The sequence below is a fragment of the Cellulomonas chengniuliangii genome (assembly GCF_024508335.1).
Taxonomy (GTDB): Bacteria; Actinomycetota; Actinomycetes; order Actinomycetales; family Cellulomonadaceae; genus Cellulomonas_A; species Cellulomonas_A chengniuliangii.
The window spans coordinates 2,964,695-2,990,463 of sequence record NZ_CP101988.1 but is presented as its reverse complement, the minus strand read 5'-3'; the positions used below and the strand labels follow the sequence as shown (position 1 = coordinate 2,990,463).

Here is a 25,769-nt window from a genome sequence, read left to right as displayed (position 1 = left end):
GTCCAGATGCTCCCCGAGCAGCGTGAGCGGGCCACCGCCCGCGGCTCTCGCCCTCAAGGCCTCCCCGTGCAGCCGGCCGCCCCCGCGCGGGAGGCGATGCCCGAGACCGACCGTGCACATCGCACGCTCGCCCGGGCGATCGCCGCCCAGGACTGGGAGAGGGCGATCGAGGCCCTCGACGCCCGGCCCGTCGAGTTGCTGTGCGACCACTTCTCCGTCGTGTGCGACTTCTTCGCACGCGTCCCGGCCGAGTCGCTCCACGGGCGGCCTGCCCTGGCCCTGGCCCGCGCCTTCCTCGTGGGGCTCCCCGCCGCGGATGGCGCAGCGCCGACGGAGCCGATCGAGCCGCCGACGCTGCGTGACCGCCTCGTGCCCGCGCTGACGCAGGTCATCTCGCTGCGCGTGTCGGGGCGGCTCGAAGAGGCGGAGGCGGTCGCGGCGCAGGCCCAGCAGCTGATCCCCGAACCCCGGTACGGCGGCCGCCACGACGACATGCTCGCGCTGGTGCGGTTCGAGTGGGGCATCCTGCGGCTGCTGCGGGGAGACATGCTCGCAGCCGCCGAGGACTTCCGCGTCGCCGCGCGGGCGGCCAGACGGAGCGGCATCGACGCCCTGGCCCGCGGCGCGACGGGAGACCTGGCCCTTGTGCTCGCGCTGCGCGGTGACCTGGGGGCAGCGCGCGAGCTGCTCGACGAGGCCGATGCGCGGCCCGAGCGCGGGGGACGCCTGGAGCAGCTCTCGCGCACCGGGCGGATCGTCGCGCGCTCGCTGGCCGCGCTTGCCGAGCTCGACGTCGACGCGGCCGCGAAGGCGCTCGACGGCTTGGACTCGATCGACGACGTGCGCGTGCGCGAAGAGCTCTGGGCATTCGTCGAGATCGCCCGAGCCCAGCTGGCCGTCGTGCGCGGTGACACGCTCGCCGCGCTGCACCGCCTCGAGGCGCAGGTCGCGTCGCATCCGGCGACCTGCGGGCGGGGGGCGTACCTGCGGGCCGTCGTGGGATGCGCGCAGGTGGACCTGCTGCTCGCGCTCGGGCAGGGCGACCGGGCCCGGGCCGTGCTCAGGGACGTCCCCGGGACGATCGCCGCGATGGAGACCGCGCGCGGGACGGCCAGCGCGGTGCGGCTGCGTCGGGCCCGGCTCGAACTGCTCACCGGGGACGCCGCGGCTGCGCGGACGCGCGCGGTCTCGCTGACGCACACGTCGGGAGTCCATCCCCGCTACCTGCTCGACGCGCTGCTCATCGAGGCGGTCGCAGAGCATCGGGTGGGCGATGCCGCCGCCGCGCTGGTCGCGCTGACCCGCGCGGTCGACCTGGCCGGCTCCCAAGAGCTCGTGCACCCGTTCGTCCTCGTGCCGTCGGCCGAACTGCGCGAGATCGCGGCGACGGCTGACGTGGCGACCGCTGCCCCGGCGACGGCACGCGCCATGCGCTGGCTGGAGGACCTGCTCGACTCGCCGGTCCTGCGCGCGCACGGCGACGCGCTGCCGTCGCGCATCGACGTGGTCGACCTGTCGGAGCGAGAGTGCGCGGTGCTCGTCGAGCTCGCGTCCACGCCGTCGCTCGACCTAGTCGCCGCCAGGCTCTTCGTCTCGCCCAACACGGTCAAGTCCCAGGTGCGCTCGCTCTACCGCAAGCTCGGGGTGCACAGCCGCGACGACGCGCTCGTGGTGGCCTATCGGACCGGAGTGCTGGTCGGCTGACCCGGGGCAATGGCGACGAATCGCCTGGCGTGGCGGTCTGCTTCACCCCGGGAATCACCCCGGCCCCCACCCGCGTCGGCAGGATCGTCTGGCTGACTGATGGGTCGTCCCCTCTCGTGCGCTCTGCGGTGCACGAGCCATCGTCGACCCGAGGACCGCCGCGTGCCCCGTCACTTTGCCGCCCGCCACCCCCATCGGCGCACGGTCGTCTCTCGCGCCCGCTCCCGGGTGGCCGCGGTGGTGGCGACCCTCGCCCTGGCGGCGACGTCCGTCCTCGCTGGGGTGGTCCCCGCGGTGGGCGCGCCCGGCGACCCGGGCTGGAACGAGATGTTCCTCGCGAAGACGGTCTCCAAGCCGGTCGTCGCGGTCGACGAGGTCTTCTCGTTCGAGCTCGCATTCGACTGCAAGTCCAACGTCAACAGCTGTGAGGACGCGGTCCTGGTCGACACGCTTCCGGCGGGGCTCGAGCTGGTGCGGGTCGACCCCCTCTCGGCGAACATCCCGGCGACCGTGCGCACGCAGGGGAACACGGTGACGGTCACCTTCACCAAGGCGCTCGAGCACCCCAACACCACGGGGTCGATCGGCCTGTTCGAGGGGGCGACGGGCTCGGTGCGCGTCTACGCGCGGTTCCTGCCGCGCGACGCGAACGAGGGCGACCTGACGGTCACCAACACCGCATCGCTCACCGCGAGCAACCGCGGAGCACGCACCTCCTCGGCGGAGGTCACGGTCGACGTCGTCCCCACCCCGAAGGCGACGGCCACCAAGTCGTGGGCTTCCGCGGTGGCCGGCCCTGGCCCGGGCGCGGCGGACGAGATCGCCCAACCGGGCGCGGCCAAGCAGGTCACGCTCGGATTCGCCAACGCCTCCAACTTCGCGGCGTCGTCGCTGGTCGTGACCGAGCCCTCGGACCCGTCGCGGACCGCGGCCCGCAGCGCGTTCGACGTGCTCGACCTCGCATCGCTCACCGGCGCCGACGTCACATGGCCCGACGGCGCGGTCGACGTGACTGTCGTCGCGTACGTCGGGGGGACGCCGCACACCACCGGCGCCTTCGCACGTGCCGCGACGACCGCGACGACAGACCTCCTCGCGGGGCTGCCGGGCGGGGTCACGGCGGCTGACGTGACCGGCCTGCGCCTCGAGTTCTCCGGCGCCATGCCCACGGGCGCGAGGGGGGCGCTCGCGGTGAGCACCACGCAGCGCGCCACCCCGCGATCGGGCGGGGCCCTGGCCGGCACGGTGCAGAACAGCATCTCCGTGGTCGCCTCGGGCGCCGTGGACGGCGCCGAGCACACCTCGCCTGCCGCCTCCGCTGCCGACGCGTTCATGCTGGTGCGCGCCGAGCTGGCCGCGACGTCGGCCAAGACGGCCTTCTCGCCGGCGCAGCTGCCGCTCGCCGGAGCCACGTCGACCGTGACGATCCGCGGCACGAGCACAGCGAACGTCCAGGTCCAAGGCCTGACGCTGACCGACCCGGCCGCGGGGTCCACCGGCTTCTTCGGCGCGTCCGGGGTGCTGATCGAGGGCTTCGGCACGGACGGCGCCGGGGCGGGCGTGGTGTGGCCGTCCGGGGCGACGTCGGCACGGCTCGAGGTCACGACGAGCGCGGGCACGCACGACGCCACCGCGACGACCGCCCACACGCTGCCCTCGCTGGGCGACCTGGGTGTGGCGTCGTGGGGCGACGTGACGGGCTTCTCGATCACCTTCGCGGGGCCGATCCCCGTCGGCGCCAGCGCCGCGGTGCCGTACCGGGTCCAGGCCGGTCCGTCGGCGACCGTGACGGCCGCGGGCAGCCCGCTCACCAACTGCGTCTCCGCGAGCACCTCGGCCGCGGGGGAGACGTCCGTGCCGAGCACTCCCGCGTGCGCGGTGCTGACCCTGGTGGACCCGACGGTCGCGGCGACCGGGTCCAAGCGGCTGACGTCGACGAACGTCTCGACCGCCCCGGGCACCACGACGACAGCGGTGCTCGCGGCGACCGCCCGCATGGGCGGCCCCACGGGCGGTAACGCGCGCCCCTCGAGCCTCGTGCTGACCGAGCAGCGGGTCGCGGGCGACGCGGGCTCCGAGCGCTGGTGGGAGGTGTTCGGCCCGACCGCGGTCGCCGCGACGCCCGTCGCCTCGGGTGACGTGCTCACCGCCGAGGTGCTCGTCGGTGGAGTGTGGACCGCGGTGCACACCGCGACCGGCCCGACCACCGTCGAGCTCGACCTGCAAGACGCCGTCGCGGACGCGGGACTGAGCGGCCCCGTGACCGGCGTGCGCCTCGTCGTCACCCGGGCCGCGGGCTTCGAGGACGGCGCCACGGTGCGGGCGAACCTCACGTTCGCCGTCCGTCCCGGCACGTCGTTCGGCGCCGAGCAGGTCACCAACTGCGTCGTGCCCTCGGCCGCCCTGGGCTCGCGCTCCGCGAACGGCGCGCAGGCCTGCGCGACCCTCACGGGAGTCGTGCTCCCGGGCGGCGGCCAGGCGCACCCGCTCACGAAGCAGGCGAAGTCCACGGTCGTCGAGGGCGCGGTCGACGCAGCCGGCCAGCGCACGGTGGACCTGCGGTGGAGCACCAACGGCGCGGGCGACCTGGCCCGCGTCGAGGTCTCCGACATGGCGCAGACCACCACGGGCGACGGGATCGACGGCTCGGACTCGTTCTGGGACGTGTTCGACATCGAGCGCGTCGCGCCCATCACCTCGGGAGCCGCCGCGCAGGGCAGCAGCGCCTGGGACCCCTATCTCGTCTTCGACCGGGTCGCCGCCGTCGAGCTGTGGGACGGCACGACGTGGCGGCGGCTGGCGAACGACCCGTGCGCAGTCGAGGCGGCCTGCACCGGGTCGTTCCCCGGCGTGACGCTTACCACCGCCGATCGCGCCGCGGCCTGGGCCGTGCGGCTGGTGTACGTGGCTCGGCCCGCGAGCGAGCGAGCGGCGACGCTCGCCGCGCTCGTCGCCGCAGGGGACTGGCGCGCCGCGATCGCCCCGAGCGAGACCGGCGTCGCCGCCGTGCCCGCAGGTGACACGATCCGCGGGATCCGTCTGCAGGCCCAGCTCCGCGACACCCTGCGCTCTGACAGCACCCTGCCGGTCAACGACGCACGCTCGTACAACGCGTGCGCGGCGGGCGCCGTCGTGTCCCCGCCGCTGCCCGCCTGCGTGGGCCAGGTCGTCAACGACGGCCTGGTGCGCGGCGGGCCGTCCGCGGGGTCGATGACCCCGGTCGGTCCCGGCGTCGCGGGGAACCTCCCGGACGAGCGCACCGTCACGATCCTGCCCATGGCGCTCGCGGTCCAGACGACCAAGTCGTGGCTGCGCGCCGACGCGTACGGCCAGATGCCGCAGGACCTGGCGCTGCCCGGCGCGGGCACGCCCGAGATCGAGTACCCGCACGCGACGCTGGCCCTCACTGCGACGAACGCGACGGCCAGCTCGGCCGTCGACCGCCTGACGATCACGGAGCCCGCGGCGCTGGGCGCCGCCGGGAGCAACCCGTTCGACCGGTTCACGGTCACCGGCATCGCGGCGGTCGCGCCGACCGGCGCCGACCCCGCGCGCACGGTGTACCGCGTCGACACGGGATCGGGGCTCGTCGCCGTCCCCGTCGGCTCGCTGACTCCGGCGTTCCTCGCGGACGCGGTGCGGGTGGAGGTCGAGTTCAACGGCCGCATCGCCCCCGGCGCCACCGGTGCCCTCACGCTCGACACCCGGCTGCGGTCGACGGTGCGCGGCGCCGGTGACCCGGTGACGGCCACGGCCCCGGGCGCGCCGGTGGCGAACACCGCGCTCGCCACCGCCACCGACGGCCGTGTGTGCGTCGACTCGACCGCGGGCGCGACCCGCAACGAGCAGGTCTCACCGTGCGTGCTCGAGCCGGCCACGGCACAGGCCTCCGATGCCCTGACGATCAGCGCGCCGTCCACGGACGTCGAGGTGACCAAGGACATCTCCCGGGCGACGATCGACCGCGACCTCGCCGCGGCGCAGGCGTTCGACGTGCGCCTGACGGTGCAGAACGTCGGCAACAGCCCGGCCACAGCGCTCGCCCTCACCGACGCGGCCAGCATGCCGGCCGCTGACGCGGTGACCGGCGCGCAGCCGGCCGAGCACGCCTCGGGGCCGTTCTACGACGCGGTCACGCTCACCGGCGCGACCGTCACGACGCTCCCGACCGGCGCGCAGCAGATGCGGCTCGACGTGCTGGTGGGCTCCACGTTCACGGCTGACGGGACGGACCTCTCCGTGACCGGTGGCACGTGGGCCACGGGCGCTCCCGTCCCGGCCGCGACGGGCGCCCTCGCGCTGCCCGGCGGCACAGCCTGGGCCGATGTCGTCGGCGTCCGCGTCGTGTTCCTCGGATCCGCGCTCGCGTCCCCCGGCCAGGTGGGCCGGGTGACCCTCGGCGCGGTGCTGCGGGACGAGCTGCGCTCGGGCGGCGCGCCCTCGGCCACGGGCGGCGTCCCGGCGGCCATGAACGACTCGACGCCCAACCCCGGCGAGGCCGTCGTGGGACGGGTCGGCGACACGGTGACCGGGCGGGCTGACGCGGGCTCCCTGCCGTCGACCGTGCGCACGGCGACCGACGACCTGTCGGTGCGCGCCGGGCGCATCGCGGTCGAGGTCTCGAAGACCCCGACCGGGTCGGTCAAGCCGGGCTCGATCGTGGCGTTCACGCTCAGCTCGACCCACACGGGCACCGCCGACCTGCCGGACCCGGTCCTCACGGACCACCTGCCCACCGACGGCATCGGCCAGGTCCTGAGCCTGGACACCACCGAGACCGGGCTGGTCGCGGGATCGGGCAACAGTCCGTGGGGCGTCGAGCTCGTGGGGCCAGGCGAGAACCTGCTGGGCGACCCGCAGGCGCTGCGCTACAACCCGGGCGAGACGGCCGTGACGATCGACGGTGTGGTCGTCCCCGCGCACTCGGTGGTCGTGACGTGGCAGCCGGGGGCCGTGCTGCTCCCGGGCCAGACGATCAAGGTGACGCTGCCGCTCGCGGTGCGCTCGAGCGCGCTCGGCGCGACGACGAACACGCTCGGCTTCGGCTCGACGTCCACGACGCGCTACGTCGAGGACTCGACGTGCACCGCGACCGGCGCCGGCACGCGCTCCTACGCGGGCGCGGACCGCTCGTGCCGGGTCGCCGTGCCGTTGAACGTGACGAGCTCGGGCGCGTTCACGTCTCGCAAGGACGTCCGCGCGTGGCCCACCGACCTCGGCGCGATGGACACGCGGCCCACGGCGTCGACCTGCGCGGCCGACGCCGACGGCTACGTCGCGTACCCGTGCGCGGCGGTGGTGCAGCCCGGCGGCCTGATGCGCTGGCGCACCTCGGTCACGGCCGGCAACGTCCCGGCGACCTCGTTGGTGCTGGTGGACGTGCTGCCCCACCGCGGGGACGTCGGCGAGGAGACGGGCCTGCCCCGGAACACCGACTGGCGCCCGACCTGGGACGGCGTGGCTCCTGCGCTCGACGGCGCCCCCGCGGGGACCACGCTCACGGTGCTCCACGCGACCGCGGCGGACCCGGCGATCACCTACACCTCGACTCCTGACGCCACGTGGTCGGCGACGCCGCCGGCTGACCCGACCACCCTCACGGGCTTCAAACTCGTGCTCGGCTTCACGGGTGTGACGGGTGGCCAGATGCCCGCGGGGTCGACCGTGCGCGCGGCCTGGACCATGCGGGCGCCCACCGACTTGTCGGGCGACGCCTGGCAGGGGGCCGTCGCGTGGAACACGTTCGGCTACCAGGGAGTCTCCGACGACACGTACACGACCCAGCCCCGCAAGGCCGGCGTGGTGTTCCCCGAGGGCTCGCTGGGCGTCTCGAAGACGATGCGTGACGACACCGGGCTCGGCCTGCTGCCGTCGTCGGTCGACGTGCTCGTGACGTGCACCGTGCCCACCGATCCCACCGACCCGGCCGGGGCTCGCAGCCCAGTCGTGCTGCCAGGCGGCGGCGTCGTGACGCTCGACGCCGCCAACGGCTGGGAGGGACAGGTCGACCACGTCCCGGGCGGCGCGACGTGCGTGGTCACCGAGCCTGACCGGCAGGGGGCGAGCAGCACGACGTTCACCCCCGCGGGGGCCGACCCGTCGGCGTCCGCGCCGATCGAGGTGCTCGCGGGCGAGACAGCGGCCGACAACCACGTCACCGTGGCCAACGTGTACGAGGCCACCTCGCTCACCGTCACGAAGCAGTCCGACGGGGCGAGCGGCGCGCTCGCGACCTCGACGTTCGACCTGACCCTCGTGTGCGCCCTCGCGGGCAGCCCGCTCACGCTGCCCGCGGCCGACGCGGCGTTCACGCTGCGCTCGGGCGACCGCCGCACCGTCGACGACCTGCCCGTCGGGGCCGAGTGCGTCGTGACCGAGACGAGCTCGCACGGGGCGACGATCGGCTACCGCGTGGGCGGCGTGGTGCAGGCCGGCGACGGCACGCTCACCCTCGGCGCTGATGCGGCCGACAACGTGGTGGGCATCGAGAACGCGTTCTCGGAGCTCGACGTGTCCAAGGCGGCGACCGTCACGAGCGCGCAGGCCGGCGACACGTTCGACTACACGCTGACGGTCGCGAACACGGGGCCGGCCCCGACGGGCGACGTGCGCCTGACCGACCGGCTCCCCGCCGAGCTCGCGGTCGCCGCGGTCACGGCCCCGGCGCCGTGGGCCTGCACGGTCGACCCGACCGACCCGGCCGACCCGGCCGCGGGCGAGACGGTCTCGTGCGCATACGGCTCGGGCGCCACCCTCGCCGCGGGGGCGACCGCACCGGTCGTCACCGTCACGGTGGGCGTCGCGGCGGGCATCGCGGTCGACGAGCTCGTCAACGTCGCGACGGTGCGCTGGACCGACACGGGCTCGCCCAACCCGGCGCCGCCGGTCCGCGAGGACGACGACGTCGTGCGGGTCCCGGTGCGCCGGATCGTGGCGGCCTCCGCCCCGACGTGCGTCGCGGACGCCCGCTGGCTCGACGTCGACCTCGACCTGCGCAACATCGACGCCGCCACGACACCGGTCACGCTCACGTGGTTCGCCGACGCGGACCAGGACGGGGCGCCCGACGGCGCCGCGGTGCACGTCGAGACCATCCCGGCCGGCGGCGACCTGTCCACGCGGCTGCTGTGGCCCGGCACGACCGTGGACCAGGACGGCGCCGCGCTGACGCAGCCCGGCATGCGGGTCGTGCGCGCCGGGGAGACGCCCACGTGGCAGAACCTCGTGCTGGACCCGGCGCTGGCCACCTCGACGCTGCGCGGCGGGGTGCTCGTGGGGGTCGACGCGGGGACCGCGGCTGCCACCACGCTGCTGGCCGTCTACCCGGCCACTGGTGTGGGCTGCGACCTCGTCCGCGCCCCGGGCCTCGGGCTGACCAAGACGGCGTCGATCGACCGGGCGGGTCCCAACCGGGAGTTCGAGTACACGCTCGCGGTGCACAACACGGGGTTGGGCACGACGGATGACGTGACGCTCACCGACCAGGTGCCGTCGGGGCTGCGCGTCACGGAGGTGCGCGTCGCTGGCGCGGCCACCGTGGACGGTCCCACCTGGTTCCCGTGCACCGTGACGGGCCGGGACGCGTCAGGCTTCGGCGGCCTGGTGACCTGCGTGCTCGACGGCTGGCTCGCGCCGCGCTCGTCGGCGCCGGTCGTGACGCTCGCGGTGCAGGCCTCGAGCAGCCCGGAGACGGGGCGGCTCGTCAACACCGCGGGTGTCGTGTGGACCGACCCCGCCGACCCGGCAGCCCTGCGCTCGTCAGGCACGGGGACAGCCGCCGTGCAGATGAGCTCGGTGCTCGCCACGACCGGCGCGGCGCTGGCCCAGGCTGCGATCGCGTCGGCCCTGCTGGTGGGCCTCGGGGTCCTGGCGGTGACGTTCAGCAGGAGGCGCCGGACGACCTGACGGGCGGCTCGGCTGCCTGCTGACGACGCGGCGCCCTGCACCTCCCGGACGGGGGTGCGGGGCGCCGCGTCATGCGGGGTAGGGCTCAGGCCCCCCGGAACCTGCGCAGGAACTCCTGTGTGCGGGGCTCGCGCGGGTCGTCGAGCACCTGCTCGGGAGCGCCGCGCTCGTGCACCCGGCCCTCGTGGAGGAACACCACCTCGTCGGCGACGTGCCGCGCGAAGGCCATCTCGTGGGTCGCGACGAGCATCGTGGTGCCCTCGTCCTTGAGCTCGCCGAGCAGGTCGAGCACCTCGCCCACGAGCTCGGGGTCGAGCGCGCTGGTGACCTCGTCGAGCAGCATCAGCGCGGGCTGGCTCACGAGGGCGCGCGCGATCGCCACGCGCTGCTGCTGGCCGCCCGAGAGCTGGTCGGGGAAGGCCCGCGCCTTGTCGGCGAGCCCGACGCGCTCGAGCATCGCGAGCGCCCGCGCGTCGGCGTCGGCCCGCGGCGTGCGGTGCACGAGCCGTAGCGCGAGGGTCACGTTGTCGAGCACCCGCAGGTGCGGGAACAGGTTGTACGCCTGGAAGACGGTGCCGATCCGGGCCCGGACCGCGTCGGCGTCGGCGCGCGGGTCGGTCACGTCGCGGCCCTCGACCTCGATGACGCCGTCGTCCACTTCCTCGAGGAGGTTGACGCAGCGCAATAGGGTCGATTTGCCGGAGCCTGATGCCCCCACGAGCACGACCACCTGGTGCGCGTGCACGTCGAGGTCCAGGTCGTCGAGCACCACGTGCTCGCCGAAGGCCTTCCGGACCCCGCGCACCCGCAGCAGGGCGCTGGCGCCGCCGTCGGGCGCTGGCGCCGGCAGGGTCGTGGCGGTCTCTGCCGCTTGCGGCTGCCCGGTCATCGCAGCGGTCCCGCGCCGGCGAGGGCGCCTTGGGCGCCGAGCCAGCCGCTTCGCCGCGCGAGCGCGTCGGTGAACCGGGTCAGCGGGATGGTCAGCAGCACGAAGAGCACCCCGGCGACGACGTAGGGAGTGAAGTTGGCGTGCGTCGCCGTCTGGATCTGCGCGGCGCGCACTGCGTCCACCGCGCCGAGGATCGAGATCAGCCCCGAGTCCTTCGAGAGCGCGACGAGGTCGTTGAGCAGCGGCGGGATGACACGGCGCACGGCCTGGGGGAGCACGACGTGCCGCAGCGCCTGGCCGCGGGTGAGTCCGAGGGCCCGGGCCGCGGCGACCTGCGACGGGTGCACCGACTCGATGCCGGCACGGAACACCTCGGCCACGTACGCGGAGTACGTCAGCACCAGGGCGGCGCCGCCGAGCACCACCGCCGACGCGGGGATGCCCTGCAGCCGCAGGCCGGGCACGCCGAAGCCCACGAGCAGCAGCACGAGCAGCAGCGGGAGCCCGCGGAAGACGTCCACGTACGCCGTCGCGGCGACGCGCAGTGGCAGGAACGCGGGCCCTCGCAGGGTCCGTGCGAGGGCGAGCGCGAGGGCCACGACGACGATGACCACGGCGCACACCGCCATGACGCGCACGTTGAGCCACAGTCCCTGGAGCACGCGGGGCAGCGACTCGAGGGCGACCTCGGGGTCGAAGAACGACGCGCGCACCCGGGGCCACCCCGGGGCGCTGGTCAGGGCGAGCCACGCCACCGCCGCGCAGGCGAGCGTCGAGGCGAGCGCCACCACGGTCGAGCGCCGCCCCCGGGCCCGCCGGTAGGCGAGGCGCTCGCGCTGGACGGCGGAGGGCGCCCACTCCGCCGTCGGCGGGGCGCTGGCCACTACCGCAGGACCGGCGCGCCGGCCGCGTCGGTGAGCCACTCGGCCTCGAGCGCGGCGAGCGTGCCGTCCGCGCGCAGCGCCTCGACGGCCGCGGACACCGCGCTCGTGAGCGCCGATCCCTGGTCCAGCACCAGGCCGAACTGGTCGGGGTCGTCCCCGGCGGGGAGCTGGCCCACCAGCACGCCGCCGTCGAGCTCGGCAGCGGTGATGTAGAGCGCGGTGGGCAGGTCGACCACGATCGCGTCGACGAGCCCGGCGACGAGGGCCTGCTTGGCCTGGTCGTTGTCGTTGAAGACCGCGACGTCGGTCGTGGGCTTGATCGCGTCGGTGGCCACCGTGAGGCTGGTCGTCCCGACCATGGCGCCGATGCGCAGGCCGGCGAGCCCGGCGATGGTCGTGGCGGAGGCGGCGGGGTTGCCCTCGAGGGCGACCACGGCCTGCGCCGTGTCGTAGTAGCTCCCGGTGAGGTCCAGGTTGGCCCGTCGCTCGTCGCTGATGGAGACCTGGTTGATCGCGAAGTCGAAGCTCTTGGCGCCGGGGGCGATGATCTGCTCGAAGCTGACCGGCGTCCAGACCACGTCGTCGGCCTCGAAGCCGAGCTCGGCGGCGACGGCGTAGGCGACCGCGGACTCGAATCCCTGCCCGGTGGACGGGTCGTTGTCGACGATCCACGGCTCGTAGCCCGGGTCGGAGGTGCCGATGGTGAGCTTGCCCGCGGTGACCGTCGCGAGGGCGCCGTCGACGGCCTCAGCAGGGGTCTCGTCGGCGGGTGCGCAGGCCGCGAGCGCCAGGGCGCTCAGGGCTGCCAGGGCAAGGACGCGGTGGGTGCGCACGGGTGCTCCTCGGGGGGATGGGGTGGGGCGGGGTCAGAGTAGGGGAACCACGCGGCACGATCGGGCGTTGTCCGAGGTACGACTAGGAGGTTCATCCCGATGGGGCACCAACATTTCAACGGCTTGAAGACGGCGGCTCTGTTCGGCGTGCTGTGGGCGGTCCTGCTCGGCATCGGGGCCCTCGTGGGCGGCGGTCAGTACATCTACCTGTTCGCGCTCTTCGGGGTCGTCATGACGGCGTACTCGTACTGGAACTCGGACAAGATCGCGATCAAGGCCATGCACGCCCGCCCGGTCAGCGAGCTCGAGCAGCCGGCCATGTACCGCATCGTCCGTGAGCTCTCCACGGCGGCCCGCCAGCCCATGCCCCGGCTGTACGTGTCCCCGACCGCGGCGCCCAACGCGTTCGCCACCGGCCGCAGCCCGCGGAACGCGGCGGTGTGCTGCACCGAGGGGATCCTGCACATCCTCGATGAGCGCGAGTTGCGCGGCGTCCTGGGCCACGAGCTCATGCACGTCTACAACCGCGACATCCTCACGTCGTCGATCGCGGCGGCGGTCGCGGGCGTCATCACCTCCGCGGCGCAGGTCATGCTGATCTTCGGCGGCGGGGACCGCGAGCGCGGCGGCAACCCGTTGGCGGTGCTGGCCACGGCCCTGTTGGCCCCGGTGGCGGCGACGCTCATCCAGCTCGCGATCAGCCGCACCCGCGAGTTCGACGCGGATGAGGACGGCGCCCGGCTCACCGGCGACCCGCTCGCGCTCGCGTCGGCGCTGCGCAAGCTCGAGGCCGGCACGCAGGCGCGGCCGCTGCCGCAGGACCGCGAGCTGGTGGACGTGTCGCACCTGATGATCGCCAACCCGTTCCGTGGGGCAGGGGTGGGCCGCCTGTTCCAGACCCACCCGCCGATGCCCGAGCGGATCGACCGGCTGCAGCGGATGGCGGGCCTGCCGCCGTACTGAGCCCGTAGTGGGCTCATGCTGTCCTGTGGGTGAGCGGCAGCGCCGTCCACCGCACACCCCCAGATACCGTGTCGGACACGACACGACGGGCGACGAGGGGCGAACAGCATGGACCAGGGGTGGGACGTCGACGTGGTCGTCGTCGGTGGCGGCGCGATGGGCTCGGCGACCGCGTGGGCCCTGGCACGGCGAGGGACGCGGGTCACCCTCCTCGAGCAGTTCGAGCCCGGCCACGTGCGCGGGGCCTCGCACGGGGCGGGACGCATCTTCCGGCTTGGCTACACCGACCCATCCCACGTGCGGCTCGCCCAGCACGCCCACCGCTGGTGGGACGTGCTGCAGGAGGAGTCGGGCGAGCAGCTGCTCACCCTCAACGGCTGCGTGGACCACGGGCCGGTCCTCGCCCTGCGGGACCTCGCCCAGACCCTCCAGGACTGCGACGTGCCGTTCGAGTACATGACCGGGCTCGAGGCGCAGGCCCGCTGGCCGGGCATGCGGCTCGACGACCGCGCGATCGTGCAGCCCATCGCCGGGCGCGCCCACGCGGACCGCACGGTGGCCGCGCTGCAGTCCGAGGCGGTGCGGCACGGCGCCCAGGTGCGGCACGGCGCCCGGGTGCTGTCGATCGCCGTGGAGGACGGCGGCGCCGTGCTCTGCGTCACCGGCGCGCCGGCTGCCGAGGGCGGGGCCGCCCCCGAGGTGGAGGTGATCCGCGCCCGAGCGGTCGTGGTGGCAGTCGGGGCGTGGACCGCGGGACTGCTGGCCGATGTGCCCGGCCTCGAGGGCCTGCCACGGCTGGTCGTCACCCAGGAGCAGCCGGCGCACTTCCCGGTGCGGGACGAGGCCCTGGTCGCGGGCGACGACTGGCCCAGCTTCATCCACCACGTCGACCCGGAGGGCCATGCGGCGGCCCGTGGCGACCTGGGCGCCGATCCCGCGTACCCCCGGCTGGGGGTCTACGGCCATCACACCCCGGGCGTGGGCATCAAGGTGGGGCACCACGGCACCGGGCCCGTGGTGGATCCCGACGAGCGCGACTTCGCTGCCGAGCCGGGGCGGCTGGCCGCGCTGCGCGACTACGTGCGCGAGTGGTTCCCGGGCGTCGACGCGGACGCGCCCGAGCCGATCAGCTGCACCTACACGACCACCCCTGACGAGCGCTTCCTGCTCGACAGGGTGGGCCCGGTGGTGCTCGGCGCCGGGTTCTCCGGCCACGGGTTCAAGTTCACGCCCGGCATCGGCCAGATCTTGGCGAGCCTGGCGCTGGGGGAGGAGCCGGACGCTCCCGGCGTCGACCTCTCGATGTTCGCCCTGGCGAGGTTCGCCTCGGACAGGCCCGCGGAGCCCGCCGACTCTGCCGAGCCGGTGGCCGCGGCCTGACGGCAGCGCCAGCCAGGGCTCGCGCGTGATCGTCGGCCCTGGCAGAGCAGACGTGCTCGGGCGGACATGGCCGGGCCCGGCCTAGTCGGCGACGAGCGCGCTGACCAGGCCGGGCCCGAGGCGTCAGCGGTAGTTCGTGAACTGGAGGGCGGCGTCCAGGTCGGCGCCCTTGAGCAGCGCGATGACCGACTGCAGGTCGTCGCGGCTCTTGGCCGTGACGCGCACCTCGTCACCGGTGATCTGCGACTTGACCCCCTTGGGGCCCTCGTCCCGGATGATCTTGCCGATCTTCTTGGCGGTCTCGCTGTCGAGGCCCTCCTTGAGGGTCGCCTCGAGCCGGTACTCGCGCCCCGACGCCTTCGGGGTCCCCTCACCGGTGTCCAGCGACTTGAGCGAGATGCCGCGCTTGATCAGCTTGGTCTGCAGCACGTCGAGGATCGCGAGGACGCGCTCCTCGGAGTTCGCGATCATCACGATCTTGTCGCCGCTCCACGCGACCGACGCTCCGACGTTCTTGAAGTCGTAGCGCTGCGAGACCTCCTTGGCGGCCTGGTTGAGCGCGTTGTCGACCTCCTGCCGGTCGACCTTGCTGACGACGTCGAACGAGGACTCGCTCGCCATGGTTCCCTCCCTGCCGGAGCCTCTGCGGGCGCCGTGATCCGTTGGTCGTCCGAGGCGCCCGTGCGTGAGCCCTCGGATTCGTTGCTATCCTTCCATCCGCACGCTGTTCGCGGCGATGCGACCCTGGCGGGTTACCCGAGTGGCCAAAGGGGGCTGACTGTAAATCAGCTGGCAACGCCTACGGGGGTTCGAATCCCTCACCCGCCACATCAGACGGGGCGTCCTCTCTTCGGAGAGGGCGCCCCGTTCGTGCGTCTGGGCCCGGACGGCATGCGGCCGGCCTGGCCTCGAGCGCCAGGTCAGTTGGCGCAGGTGTACGCGCCGGGGGTGACGGACACGACGGAGCCCTCGTAGAGGGTGTCGAAGACGCCGGCGTCCTGCTCCGACGCGAAGGGGACGCCCACTGCCACCACGTCGGTGAAGCCGGTGAGCGCGGCGAGCTGCTCCTCGGCGCCCGTCTGGCAGGCCGGGTCCCACGCCTCGGCGGCGTACCCGGCCGCGTCGAGCTGCTCGATCGAGGGCTGCAGCGCCGCGGCGGACGCGTCGCCCTGCTCGGTGACGGCCGTCCACACGACCCAGAACGGGTCGGGCGTGTCGGGGCCCAGGGCGAGCGCCTCGGGCCACTCCAGGGTGGGCTGCGGCGCGACGGCCTCCGTCCCGCTCGTGCAGCCGGAGGCGAGGACGAGGGCGCACAGCAGGACGAGGGGGGCAGCGGGCGCGGTGCGCCGTCGGGTACGCATGCCGGGGATGCTGGCACGCCGCCTGAGCGGCCCGCGATGATTCGAAACGTTTACGCGGCGCTGACGGCCGCGCTGGCCACGGTGCGCGTCAGGAGAACTTGCGCGTCTTGCGGAACTCGTCGGCCAGCTGCTGGGCCTGCGTTGACATCAGGCGCGTGTACAGCCAGAACGTGGCGTCCACGATCGAGGTGGGCGCGCCGCCGTCGCGGGCCGCCAGCCAGTCCTGCTTGGCGGCACGCACGTCGGCATCCAGGATCTCCACGCGGAGGTCGTCGTCTGTGGGCACGGACGTACTCTGACGCAGCGCAGGGCTTGGGGGCGAGGGGTATGAGCAGATGCCACCCCCGGCACGCGTGCAGATCACCCACCTGGGCCATGGGTGTCTCGGGATCTGGATAGGCTTCGAGGCGATGGTTCCGGGCCTCCCGGAGCCGATTTCACTGCACGGCCCCAGAGCATGTAACCTTGCACGCGCTGCCCCGATAGCTCAGTCGGCAGAGCGTCTCCATGGTAAGGAGAAGGTCAAGGGTTCGATTCCCTTTCGGGGCTCTGTTGGTGTCCGGGGGTTGTGCGACGGCTCGTCCGCCGCACAACCCCCGTCCACCGATAGATGGCGGGGTAGCTCAGGTGGTTAGAGCACACGGCTCATAATCGTGGTGTCGCGGGTTCGAGTCCCGCCCCCGCTACCAACAGGACACATCCGCACGTCGGCCGGCGACGTGCGCAACCCGTACGCAGCGCCCCGGCGGCGCGAGAGGTGGCAAGACCATGGCCAGCAAGAGCTCTGACGTTCGCCCGAAGATCACGCTCGCCTGCACCGAGTGCAAGGAGCGGAACTACATCACCAAGAAGAACCGTCGGAACGACCCCGACCGCCTGGAGATGAAGAAGTTCTGCCCGCGTGACGGTCGCCACACGGTGCACCGCGAGACCCGCTGATCTCAGCGCCTGTGGCCGTCAACGCCGACTACATCGGTCGCGAGTACCCGCCGAACGCCTCGTACGAGGTCGGGCGGGAGAAGATCCGCGAGTTCGCTGAGTCGGTGGGCGCGGCCCACCCAGCACACACTGACGCCTCGGCTGCGCGTGCGCTCGGGCACCCCGATGTCATCGCTCCGGCGACGTTCGCGGTGCTCGTCGCCCAGCGCGCCGAGGCGCAGTTGATCCAGGACCCAGCCGCTGGGATCGACTTCAGCCGCGTGGTCCACGCGGAGCAGCGGTTCACCCATCACCGGCCCATCTGCGCGGGCGACCGCCTCGTCACCGTGCTGCACGTCGACGCGATCACCGAGCGCGCGGGGCTGTCCATGGTCAGCACCCGCGCGGAGATCTCGACCGAGGCCCACGAGCCCGTCGCGACCGTGCGCTCGACCCTCGCCGTGCGGGGGGCCGACGCGTGACCGCCACGCACCCGGCGCCACCGGCCCGCCCCTCCCTCGCCGAGCTCGAGGTCGGCCAGGTGGTGGGCCAGAGGACGCTCGAGGTCGACCGTTCCCGCCTGGTCCGGTACGCCGGCGCGAGCGGCGACTTCAACCCGATCCACTGGAACGATCGGGTGGCGACCGAGGTCGGCCTGCCCGGCGTCATCGCGCACGGGATGTGGACGATGGGCGCTGCCGTCGGCGTCGTCGCCGACTGGGCTGGTGACCCCGGCTCCGTGGTGGACTACCAGGTGCGCTTCACCCGCCCTGTCCCGGTGCCCGACCCCGGCGCCGCGACCGTCGAGGTGACTGCCGTCGTCGGCGGCATCGACCACGAGGCGGGCTCCGCCCGGATCGACCTCACCGTGACCTGCGAGGGCGCGCGCGTGCTCGGCAAGGCGCAGGCGGTCGTCCGCCTCGGCTGAGGCGCCCCACCACCCCTGACGCCCGGGTCGACCCCTCTGTCGGATTCGTCCGAACGTCGATACCGTGACGCGCAGGTCGCGACGGTGCGACCGGTCGCAACGGGGCGACCAGCACAGGGGAGTAGCCATGTCAGCCAACGCGTCACCGTCCACCTCCGCGAGAACTGCCTCCGCGCGAGCCACAGCCACGGGCGCAGTGGCGGAGCCCATGCCCGGAGCCTCGCGGTCTCTCAGTCGACGAGGATTCCTCGCGGCGTCAGGCGCCGGCGCGGCGGCCGCCTGGATCGGCGTGACAGCGTCGTCAGCGGCGGCCGGCGGGGCCGGGGGGACACGCCCGGGCGGCGGCGGGCACGGCGGCCACGGCGGTCGGGCGAGCGACGAGGCCGCGCTGGGCTTCCTGCGCACGATGGCCAACGCCTACCCGGAGGTGAACACCGGGCCGCGGCTCGCGCAGTCCTACGCCGACGAGCTGGGCCTGTTCAGCACGGCGTTCGTCTATGACAACGCGCTCGCGATCTGCGCCCTGCTCGGCGCCCGTCGCGGTGTCGATCCCGACGCCCGCGCGCTGGGGGACGGGCTGCTCTTCGCCCAGGAGCACGACCCCGACTTCGCGGACGGGCGGCTGCGCCAGGCCTACAACGTGGGGCCCTACACGTTCTATGACGGCTCCCCGCAGCCCGACGGCCTCGTGCGGGGCGACGGCGCCGCGAACGTCGGCTGGCAGTTCGGGTTCCTCGGCACCGCGGTGGGCGACATGGCGTGGCCGGGCATCGCGCTGGTGCAGCTCTACGAGCGCACGCGGGACCGCCGCCACCTCGACGGCGCCGTGCGGATCGCTGAGTGGATCGTGGACCGGGCCACGTCGTCGTTCCCCTTGGGCGGGTACACGTTCGGGGTCGACGGCGCGGACCAGCCGATCCCGAACGGGTCCACCGAGCACAACATCGACGTCACGGCGTTCTTCACGCTGCTCCACCACGTCGCGGGCGGGCGGGCGTGGAAGGAGCGCGCCAAGGTGGCACGGGCCTTCGTCGACCGGATGTGGGAGCCCCGGGGCGGCTACTTCTACACGGGGACCAATGACGGGACCGAGGTCAACCGGGAGCCGCTGCCGCTCGACCCGCAGACCTGGAGCTGGCTGGCCCTGCGGGAGAAGCGGTACGCCCGGGCCCTCGACTGGGCGGCACAGGCGCTCGCCGCACGGGACGTGGCGGGGCCGGCCACCTCGCAGATGCCCCCGGGCGTCGCGGTCTCGGGCGTCACGTTCAGCTCGGCCAGCCTGGAGTCGACGGCGCGGTACAACGACATCCAGGTGCATCCGCAGGGGGTGTGGCTCGAGGGGACGGCGCAGCTCGCGACCGCGTTCGCGGACCGCGGGGCACGGGGCGACAAGGCCCGCGCTCAGGCGCTCGTCGAGCAGGTGCGGGTGGCCCAGCGGGCGCTGGGCGGTGGCCAGCACAAGGGTGGCGAGCCCTTGCCGGACGGTGGCGGCGTGGTCGCGGCGTCGAGCCTCATCGACAGCGGGTTCGGCTTCGGCTACTTCCAGGTCCAGCACGTGGGCGCCACGTCCTGGCAGCTGATGGCGTCGCAGGAGGCGAACCCGTTCGTCCGCGGTGGGTTGAGGTGACCGCCTGACCGGACCGGCGCCAGCCTGACGACGGGTTAGGCGGGCGCCGGTCCCGTCGTGGTGCCGAGCCGCAGCGACACCGGCAGCATGACCGGCGGCGGCACCCTGCCCTCGAGGAGAGCCTCGATGGCGTGGCCCACCGCGGCGCCCTTCTCGGCGAGAGGCTGGACGACGCTGGTGAGCTGGTCGGGCGCCAGCCAGGGCAGGTCGAGCCCGTCGAAGCCCGCGATGGACACGTCCTCGGGCACGCGCAGGCCGAGCTCACGGGCGGCCAGCACGACGCCGGAGGCCAGCAGGTCGGATTGCGCCAGGATGGCGGTGGGCCGGTCCGGGCCGCTGAGAAGCGCCCGCCCGGCGTCGGTGCCGTGCTCGACGAGTGACGCGGGCGCCTCCCACGTGGCGACCGGCACGATGCCGGCGTCGCGGACGCCCTCGATCCGGCGACGGGTGATCTCCCACGACAGCGAGGCGATGCGGTCCTCGTCCACGAGCCCGGCGCGGCCCATCTCGTTGAACGGGAGGGTGACGGTGGCGATGCGCCGGTGGCCGAGCTCGAGCAGGTGCCTGCCGATCGCGGCAGTCCCGGCCCTGTCGTCGATGCCGATCGCGGCCACGTCGTCCACAGCCTGGCCCTCGACGACCACGGTGGGGATGCCGCGCCGGCGCAGGGCCATGAGGTTCGGGTTCTCCACCGTGCCGCCCCAGATGATCGCGGCGACGTCCATCGCCGCGGTCTCGACCAGGGGGTCCACCCCGCGCTGCTCGGCGCTCCCCGAGCCGGGGATGAGCAGCACCCCGAGCCCGAGCGGCCCGAGGGTGCGGACGAGCCCGTCGAGCATCTGCACGGCGACGGGGTCGCGGAACGAGCGGCGCAGCGCGTCGCCGACCACCACGCCCACGATGCCGGAGCGCCCGCTGCGCAGCTGGCGGCCGAGCGGGTTCGGGCCGGCGTAGTCCATCTCCTCGGCGGCGCGGATGACGCGCTCGCGGGTCGCAGCCGCGATGGGGCCAGCGCCGGAGAAGGCGAGCGACGCTGTGGACACCGACACTCCGGCGGCCGCGGCGACGTCGGCGAGGGTCGGGCGATCGCTCGACAGGGGAGTTCACCGCCCTTCGGACGTGGCGAGTGGCAGCATCACGTGAGGGCTGCGCGTGTGGTCAGGAGCAGCCAGCGTACCTGTCAGACGGAACACGCGATCAAATCGATTCGACACAGGCCTGACCTGTGTGATCGAATCGATTCGCCATCATCCTGCCGTCGCTCCGGAGTAGTTGTGCGCAACCTGCGATCCCAATCCACGCGGTCGCTCGGGCGCACCCGCCTGGCGCTCCTGGGCCTCTTCGCCCTCAACGGGCTGATGTTCTCGAGCTGGCTCGCCCGCATCCCGGCCGTCCGCGACGCGCTCGAGCTCAGCGCCAGCCAGCTGGGCGTGGTCCTCCTGGCAGGCTCGGTCGGCGCCCTCGCGACCGCCACCGTCTCGGGCGTGATCGTCACCCGGTTCGGCGGGCGCGTCTCCCTGCTGCTCTCGACCGTCGGGTTCGCTGCCGCCTACGTCCTCATCGGGCTCGGCCCGACGCTCGGATCCGTCCCGCTGCTCGCCGCGGGCATCTTCCTCAACGGCGTCTCCTTCGCGGTGGGCAACGTCCCGCTGAACGTGGAGACCGCCGCGGTGGAGCGGCGCATGGGGCGCACCGTGCTGCCGCAGTTCCACGCCGCGTTCTCGGTCGGCGCGGTGCTCGGATCGCTGATCGGCGCGCTCGCCTCGAGCCTCGCCGTCCCCGTGCTCGCCCACTTCCTCGTCACCGCGGCCGTCGGCACCGCCTGGCGGCTCGCCTCGCTGAGGGACGCGGTGCTGGAGCCGGCTCCGGTCCGCGTCATCGCCGCCGAGGCGCTCCCAGCCGCCGGGCACGCGGACCAGCCGTCGGGGCCGCCCGCCCGCCGGCGCGCCCTGGGATCGGCCCTCGACGCGTGGCGCGAGCCGCGCACCCTGCTGATCGGCGTCGTCATCATGGCTGCCGCGCTCTCCGAGGGGTCGGCGAACGACTGGCTCGCGCTCGCCGTGGTGGACGGGTTCGACCGCACCGAGGCAGTCGGCGCGACGGTGTTCGGGCTGTTCGTCGGCGCCATGACGGCCGTGCGCCTGCTCGGCACCCGGCTCATCGACCGGGTCGGGCGTGTGCGGGCGCTGCGCGTCTCGGGGTGCGTGTCCTTGGCAGGGCTGCTGCTCTTCGGATTCGCCCCCACGTTCGAGATCGCCGTGATCGGGGTCGCGGCCTGGGGCTTCGGAGCCGCGCTGGCCGTGCCGTTGGGCATCGCGGCGGCCTCTGACGACCCGATGCTCGCGGCGGGCCGGGTCGCCGTCGTCTCCGCCTTCTCGTCCGTCGCGTCGATCGCCGCCCCGCCGCTCCTCGGCCTGGCCGCCGACTCGATGGGCGCCCGGCGCGCACTGACCCTGATCGCCGTCGCGATGGTGGTCTCCGTCGCGCTCTCCCGCCGGGTCGCCCCCCTCGCGTCATCCGAGGCCGCGCCTGGCGTGCGCGAGGAGGCGCCCACGACGGGCACCCCCGATCAGGCGCCGTCGACCGCCGCCCATGGGCCCGACGCGCCGGATGTGCCGGGCCAGCCCGGCCAGCCGCAGGACCCCCAAGCCGACCTGCTGCCGGTCACGGCACGATGACCCGTGTCCGGGCCCACCGGTGCACGATGAGCCCGGAGACGGGGCCACGACGAAGGAGTCGCGCATGAGCGCCAGGCGCACCGACGACCCACGGCTGCGAGCGGCGTCGCTCGCGGTCTTCGTGGTCTTCGCCCTCAACGGCTTCAACTTCTCGAGTTGGGCATCGCGCCTGCCCGCGGTCCGTGACGCGCTGGGCCTGAGCCCGGAGCAGATGGGCGCGCTGCTGCTCGTGGGCGCCATCGGCTCCCTCATCGCGCTGCCGCTGTCCGGGCTGGTGGTGACGCGGCTCGGCGCGCGCCGCACGGTGCTGGCGTTCGCGCTCGTCAACGCGGTCGGGCTGGCGCTCGCGTCGGTCGGCGTCGCCGGCGGCGTGGTGCTCGTGGTGGCCTCCGGCGCCGTGGTGTTCGGCGTGGGCACCGGCACATGGGACGCGTCGATGAACCTCGAGGGGGCGGCGGTCGAGCAGCGGCTCGGGCACACGGTGATGCCCCGCTACCACGCGGGCTTCTCGATCGGCACCGCCGCCGGAGCTGCGGTGGCCGCGCTCGCCGCGGGCCTCGGAGTGCCCGTCGTGGTGCACATCCCGGTCGCGGTGCTGGCATCGAGCATCGGGGTGGCGCTCGCCGTGCGCCGATTCCTGCCCGAGCGCGAGGCAGGCGTCGAGGACGCGGCGCAGCGGCACGAGGCCACGGGCGCGGACCCGGCGACTGCCGTGGAGGGCCCCAGCCGCGCGCGGCAGGCCTTCGGCAGCTGGCTCGAGCCCCGGACGCTGCTGATCGGCCTGGTGGTGCTCGCCGCGGCCCTCACCGAGGGCTCCGCGAACGACTGGGTGGCGCTCGCGGTCGTCGACGGCTTCGGCACGACGGACGCCATCGGCGCCCTCGCCTTCGGCGTCTTCGTCACCGCCATGACGGCCATGCGGTTCCTCGGCACGTCCTTGCTCGACCGGTTCGGGCGGATCGCGACCTTGCGGATGTCGGCGGTGCTGTCGCTCGTCGGCCTCGGTGTCTTCGCCCTCGTCCCGGACACCCTGCTCTGGCTGGCCATGGCCGGCATCGTGCTGTGGGGGATGGGCGCCGCGCTCGGCTTCCCGGTCGGCATGAGCGCCGCCAGCGACGACCCGGCCCGTGCTGCCGGGCGGGTGAGCGTGGTCGCGACCATCGGGTACTCGGCGTTCCTCGCCGGCCCGCCGGTGCTGGGCCTGCTGGCCGGCGCCGTCGGCTACCGGCACGCCCTGCTGGCGATCGCCGTGCCCGTGCTCGTCGGGCTGTGCGTGCTGCACGCCCTCCGCCCGCCCGCCGAGGCCGACGACGGGGTCGCGGGGACGTCGATGGGCCGTGGCAGCGACCAGCCCGCGGCGGGGAACTAGCCTGGTGGGGTGACCACCTCGACCGAGACACCGACCTTGGCCCAGCTGACGACGATGCGGGTGGGCGGGCCGGCGGGGCGGTACGTCGAGACCGCGGACGAGGCCGAGCTCATCGCCACCGTCCGCGCGGCCGACGCCGACGGCGAGCCCGTGCTCGTGCTGGGCGGCGGCTCGAACCTGCTGGTGTCCGACGAGGGCTTCGACGGCGTCGTTGTGCGGGACCTGCGCACGGGCGTCACCACGCCGGACTCGTCCGCGTGCGCGGGGGCCACCGTGACGGCGCCGGCGGGCGCCCCATGGGACGACGTGGTGGCGTACGCCGTGGAGCAGAGGCTCGTGGGCGTCGAGGCGCTGTCCGGCATCCCCGGCTCGACGGGCGCCACCCCCGTGCAGAACGTGGGCGCCTACGGCCAGGAGGTCGCGCAGACGATCGCGCTGGTGCGGGTCTTCGACCGTGAGCGCGCGCGGGTGCGGACCTTCCCCCTGGCCGATCTGGGCTTTGGCTACCGCACCTCGGTGCTCAAGCGGTCGATGCGCGTGGTCCCCGGTGACGACCGCTCGCCGTGGTACCCCACCCCCCGGTACGTCGTCCTCGACGTGACGTTCCAGCTCAAGCCCGGCGACCTGTCGGCGCCTGTCGCGTACGGAGAGCTCGCCGCGGCGCTGGACGTCGCCGTGGGCGAAAGGGCGCCGCTCGAGGACGTCCGAGCGGCGGTCCTGGGGCTGCGGGCCCGCAAGGGCATGGTGCTGGACCCGACCGACCCGGACACCGCGAGCGCCGGCTCCTTCTTCACCAACCCGGTGCTGAGCCAGGAGGACGCCCTGCTGCTGCCGGAGGACGCGCCACGTTACCCGGCGGGGGAGGACGTGAAGGTCAGCGCCGCGTGGCTCATCGAGCGCGCGGGGTTCGGCCGCGGCTACGGGCTCCCGGGACCGGCAGCGCTGTCCACGAAGCACACGCTCGCGCTGACGAACCGGGGCGGCGCCGCCGCCGCCGACATCGTGGCGCTGGCCCGCGAGGTCCGCGACGGGGTGCGCGAGCGGTTCGGGGTGGCCCTTGAGCCGGAGCCTGTGCTGGTGGGCGTCTCCCTCTGACCGTCCACCGGGGCCGGCGACGGCGGGCACCTGCGGTTGGTCAGCCCCGCAGTTGGGCAGCCCCGCGGTCCCTCAGCCCCGCGGTCCCTCAACCCCGCGGTCGGTCAACTGGCGGCTCGGGCGGCTGCGGGGTCGGGCTCCGCGAGCCACGCGTCCACCTCGCCGATCAGGCGGGCGCGCGTCTGATCGCTGGCGCGGCTCGCGCGGATGGACGACTTGGCCAGGGCCGCGAGGTCGGCGTCGGTGAACCCGTGCACGGTGCGGGCCGCCTCGTACTGGCCGGTCAGCCTCGACCCGAAGAGCAGCGGGTCGTCGGCGCCCAACGCCACGGTGGCCCCGGCGTCCACGAGCGCGCGGAGCGGCACCTGGGCCTGGTCGCGGTAGACGCCGAGGGAGACGTTGGACGCCGGGCAGACCTCGAGCGCGACGCCCTGGCCCACGACCCGGTCCAGCACCGCCGGGTCCTCGGCGGCGCGGACGCCGTGGCCCAGGCGGTCGGGCGACAGATGGTCCAGGACGGAGTCGACGTGCGCCGGGCCGAGCAGCTCCCCGCCGTGCGGCACCGACGCCAGCCCGGCCCGGCGGGCGATCTCGAAGGCCGCCGCGAACTCGGAGGTCTCCCCGCGCCGCTCGTCGTTGCTCAGGCCGAAGCCGACGACCTGGCCAGGCCCGTCGCCGGCGTGCAGCGCCGCGAGCCGCGCGAGGGTGCGCGCCTCGAGCGGGTGGCGCATGCGGGACGCGGCCACGACGACGCCCACCTCGACCCCGTGCCGCTGCCCGGCGGATCGGGCCGCGTCCAGCACGATCTCGAGAGCTGGCGTGAGTCCCCCCACGAACGGCGCGTACGACGTCGGGTCGACCTGGATCTCCAGCCGGCGGGATCCCTCGGCGGCGTCGTCGGCGACGGCCTCGGTGAGGATGCGGCGCATGTCCGCCTCGCTCCGCACGCACGCCCTCGCCGCGTCGTACAGGCGTTGGAAGCGGAACCAGCCGCGCTCGTCGGCGGGGACCCGCAGCGGGTCCCCGTCCAGCAGCGCGGAGGGCAGGCGCACGCCGTATCCCACGGCGAGGTCCTGCAACGTCTCCGGCCGCATGGAGCCGGTGAAGTGCAGGTGCAGGTGGGCCTTGGGGAGCCGGTCCAGGTCACGCACCCGCACAGTCTGCCAAACAGGTCCGTGAGAGGACTCTCATGTCGATCTCCTGACGGGCTCACCGCCAGGCCGCAGCCTGTCGGT

19 protein-coding genes and 3 tRNA genes are annotated in these 25,769 nt (G+C 74.2%); 14 read left to right on the top strand and 8 right to left on the bottom strand.

The genetic code is table 11. The annotated features are described in order from the left end of the window. Positions 1 to 6 precede the first annotated feature (6 nt). Both NP064_RS13895 and NP064_RS13890 read left to right on the top strand, forming a co-directional pair. Positions 7 to 1,704: a helix-turn-helix domain-containing protein gene (locus tag NP064_RS13895; RefSeq protein ID WP_227570273.1), complete on the top strand. Its 1,698-nt coding sequence runs from the start codon at positions 7 to 9 to the stop codon at positions 1,702 to 1,704. A gap of 162 nt (positions 1,705 to 1,866) precedes the next feature. Next, a complete protein-coding gene (locus NP064_RS13890; RefSeq protein ID WP_227570274.1) occupies positions 1,867 to 9,609 on the top strand; it encodes a DUF5979 domain-containing protein in 7,743 nt (2,580 codons plus the stop codon). A gap of 85 nt (positions 9,610 to 9,694) precedes the next feature. On the opposite strand, the gene NP064_RS13885 is transcribed toward NP064_RS13890, so the two are convergent. The 3 genes from NP064_RS13885 to NP064_RS13875 are packed head-to-tail and all read right to left on the bottom strand — an operon-like array spanning position 9,695 to position 12,215. Further along, positions 9,695 to 10,498, bottom strand: coding sequence for an amino acid ABC transporter ATP-binding protein (locus tag NP064_RS13885; protein WP_227570275.1), 804 nt, complete (start codon positions 10,496 to 10,498; stop codon positions 9,695 to 9,697). Then, a complete protein-coding gene (locus NP064_RS13880; RefSeq protein ID WP_227570276.1) occupies positions 10,495 to 11,382 on the bottom strand; it encodes an amino acid ABC transporter permease in 888 nt (295 codons plus the stop codon). The genes NP064_RS13885 and NP064_RS13880 overlap by 4 nt, the downstream gene beginning before the upstream one ends. Next, a complete protein-coding gene (locus NP064_RS13875) occupies positions 11,382 to 12,215 on the bottom strand; it encodes an ABC transporter substrate-binding protein (RefSeq protein ID WP_227570277.1) in 834 nt (277 codons plus the stop codon). Before NP064_RS13875 ends, NP064_RS13880 begins: the two co-directional genes overlap by 1 nt. 99 nt (positions 12,216 to 12,314) lie before the next feature. On the opposite strand from NP064_RS13875, the gene htpX reads away from it, so the two are divergent. Then, the gene (htpX, locus tag NP064_RS13870; RefSeq protein ID WP_227570278.1) at positions 12,315 to 13,178 is read left to right on the top strand and encodes a zinc metalloprotease HtpX; all 864 of its coding nucleotides are present in this window, start codon (positions 12,315 to 12,317) and stop codon (positions 13,176 to 13,178) included. Between the two features lie 108 nt (positions 13,179 to 13,286). Further along, positions 13,287 to 14,558 (top strand): FAD-dependent oxidoreductase, encoded by a 1,272-nt coding sequence (locus NP064_RS13865; RefSeq protein WP_227570279.1) that lies wholly within the window; start codon positions 13,287 to 13,289, stop codon positions 14,556 to 14,558. A 123-nt stretch (positions 14,559 to 14,681) separates the two neighbouring features. Here the strand turns inward: NP064_RS13865 and NP064_RS13860 are convergent, their stop codons facing one another. After that, positions 14,682 to 15,179 carry a YajQ family cyclic di-GMP-binding protein gene (locus NP064_RS13860; protein ID WP_227570280.1) on the bottom strand — a complete coding sequence of 166 codons (498 nt, stop codon included), beginning with the start codon at positions 15,177 to 15,179 and terminating at the stop codon, positions 14,682 to 14,684. A 125-nt stretch (positions 15,180 to 15,304) separates the two neighbouring features. Here NP064_RS13860 and NP064_RS13855 point away from each other — a divergent pair. Continuing rightward, positions 15,305 to 15,386 (top strand) — tRNA-Tyr (locus NP064_RS13855). Positions 15,387 to 15,478: 92 nt separating this feature from the next. On the opposite strand, the gene NP064_RS13850 is transcribed toward NP064_RS13855, so the two are convergent. Next, complete coding sequence (locus NP064_RS13850) at positions 15,479 to 15,919, bottom strand: hypothetical protein (protein WP_227570281.1); 441 nt, start codon at positions 15,917 to 15,919, stop codon at positions 15,479 to 15,481. An 88-nt stretch (positions 15,920 to 16,007) separates the two neighbouring features. Continuing rightward, positions 16,008 to 16,205 (bottom strand): hypothetical protein, encoded by a 198-nt coding sequence (locus NP064_RS13845; RefSeq protein WP_227570282.1) that lies wholly within the window; start codon positions 16,203 to 16,205, stop codon positions 16,008 to 16,010. Between the two features lie 190 nt (positions 16,206 to 16,395). Between NP064_RS13845 and NP064_RS13840 the strand changes: the two genes are divergently transcribed. The 6 genes from NP064_RS13840 to NP064_RS13815 all read left to right on the top strand — a co-directional run bounded on the left by NP064_RS13840 (position 16,396) and on the right by NP064_RS13815 (position 19,392). Next, a tRNA-Thr gene (locus tag NP064_RS13840) sits at positions 16,396 to 16,468 on the top strand. Between the two features lie 63 nt (positions 16,469 to 16,531). Next, a tRNA-Met gene (locus NP064_RS13835) sits at positions 16,532 to 16,608 on the top strand. A 79-nt stretch (positions 16,609 to 16,687) separates the two neighbouring features. Next, on the top strand, positions 16,688 to 16,858 hold the full coding sequence (gene rpmG, locus NP064_RS13830; protein ID WP_066582309.1) for a 50S ribosomal protein L33: 171 nt from the start codon (positions 16,688 to 16,690) through the stop codon (positions 16,856 to 16,858). Between the two features lie 11 nt (positions 16,859 to 16,869). Next, positions 16,870 to 17,319 carry a MaoC family dehydratase N-terminal domain-containing protein gene (locus NP064_RS13825; RefSeq protein WP_227570283.1) on the top strand — a complete coding sequence of 150 codons (450 nt, stop codon included), beginning with the start codon at positions 16,870 to 16,872 and terminating at the stop codon, positions 17,317 to 17,319. Beyond that, a complete protein-coding gene (locus NP064_RS13820) occupies positions 17,316 to 17,765 on the top strand; it encodes a MaoC family dehydratase (protein WP_227570284.1) in 450 nt (149 codons plus the stop codon). Before NP064_RS13825 ends, NP064_RS13820 begins: the two co-directional genes overlap by 4 nt. Positions 17,766 to 18,054: 289 nt before the next feature. Continuing rightward, positions 18,055 to 19,392, top strand: a complete 1,338-nt coding sequence (locus NP064_RS13815; protein WP_227570285.1) for a Tat pathway signal sequence domain protein — start codon at positions 18,055 to 18,057, stop codon at positions 19,390 to 19,392. Between the two features lie 35 nt (positions 19,393 to 19,427). Here the strand turns inward: NP064_RS13815 and NP064_RS13810 are convergent, their stop codons facing one another. Next, positions 19,428 to 20,489, bottom strand: a complete 1,062-nt coding sequence (locus NP064_RS13810; RefSeq protein WP_227570408.1) for a LacI family DNA-binding transcriptional regulator — start codon at positions 20,487 to 20,489, stop codon at positions 19,428 to 19,430. Between the two features lie 177 nt (positions 20,490 to 20,666). Between NP064_RS13810 and NP064_RS13805 the strand changes: the two genes are divergently transcribed. From NP064_RS13805 to NP064_RS13795, 3 genes are all read left to right on the top strand, one after another. Beyond that, positions 20,667 to 22,070: an MFS transporter gene (locus NP064_RS13805; RefSeq protein WP_227570286.1), complete on the top strand. Its 1,404-nt coding sequence runs from the start codon at positions 20,667 to 20,669 to the stop codon at positions 22,068 to 22,070. Between the two features lie 64 nt (positions 22,071 to 22,134). Then, positions 22,135 to 23,439, top strand: a complete 1,305-nt coding sequence (locus tag NP064_RS13800) for an MFS transporter (RefSeq protein WP_227570287.1) — start codon at positions 22,135 to 22,137, stop codon at positions 23,437 to 23,439. 9 nt (positions 23,440 to 23,448) lie between these two features. Further along, complete coding sequence (locus tag NP064_RS13795; RefSeq protein ID WP_227570288.1) at positions 23,449 to 24,534, top strand: UDP-N-acetylmuramate dehydrogenase; 1,086 nt, start codon at positions 23,449 to 23,451, stop codon at positions 24,532 to 24,534. Between the two features lie 104 nt (positions 24,535 to 24,638). Here NP064_RS13795 and NP064_RS13790 read toward each other — a convergent pair whose 3' ends face one another. Continuing rightward, positions 24,639 to 25,685, bottom strand: coding sequence for an adenosine deaminase (locus NP064_RS13790; protein WP_227570289.1), 1,047 nt, complete (start codon positions 25,683 to 25,685; stop codon positions 24,639 to 24,641). Positions 25,686 to 25,769: the final 84 nt, after the last annotated feature.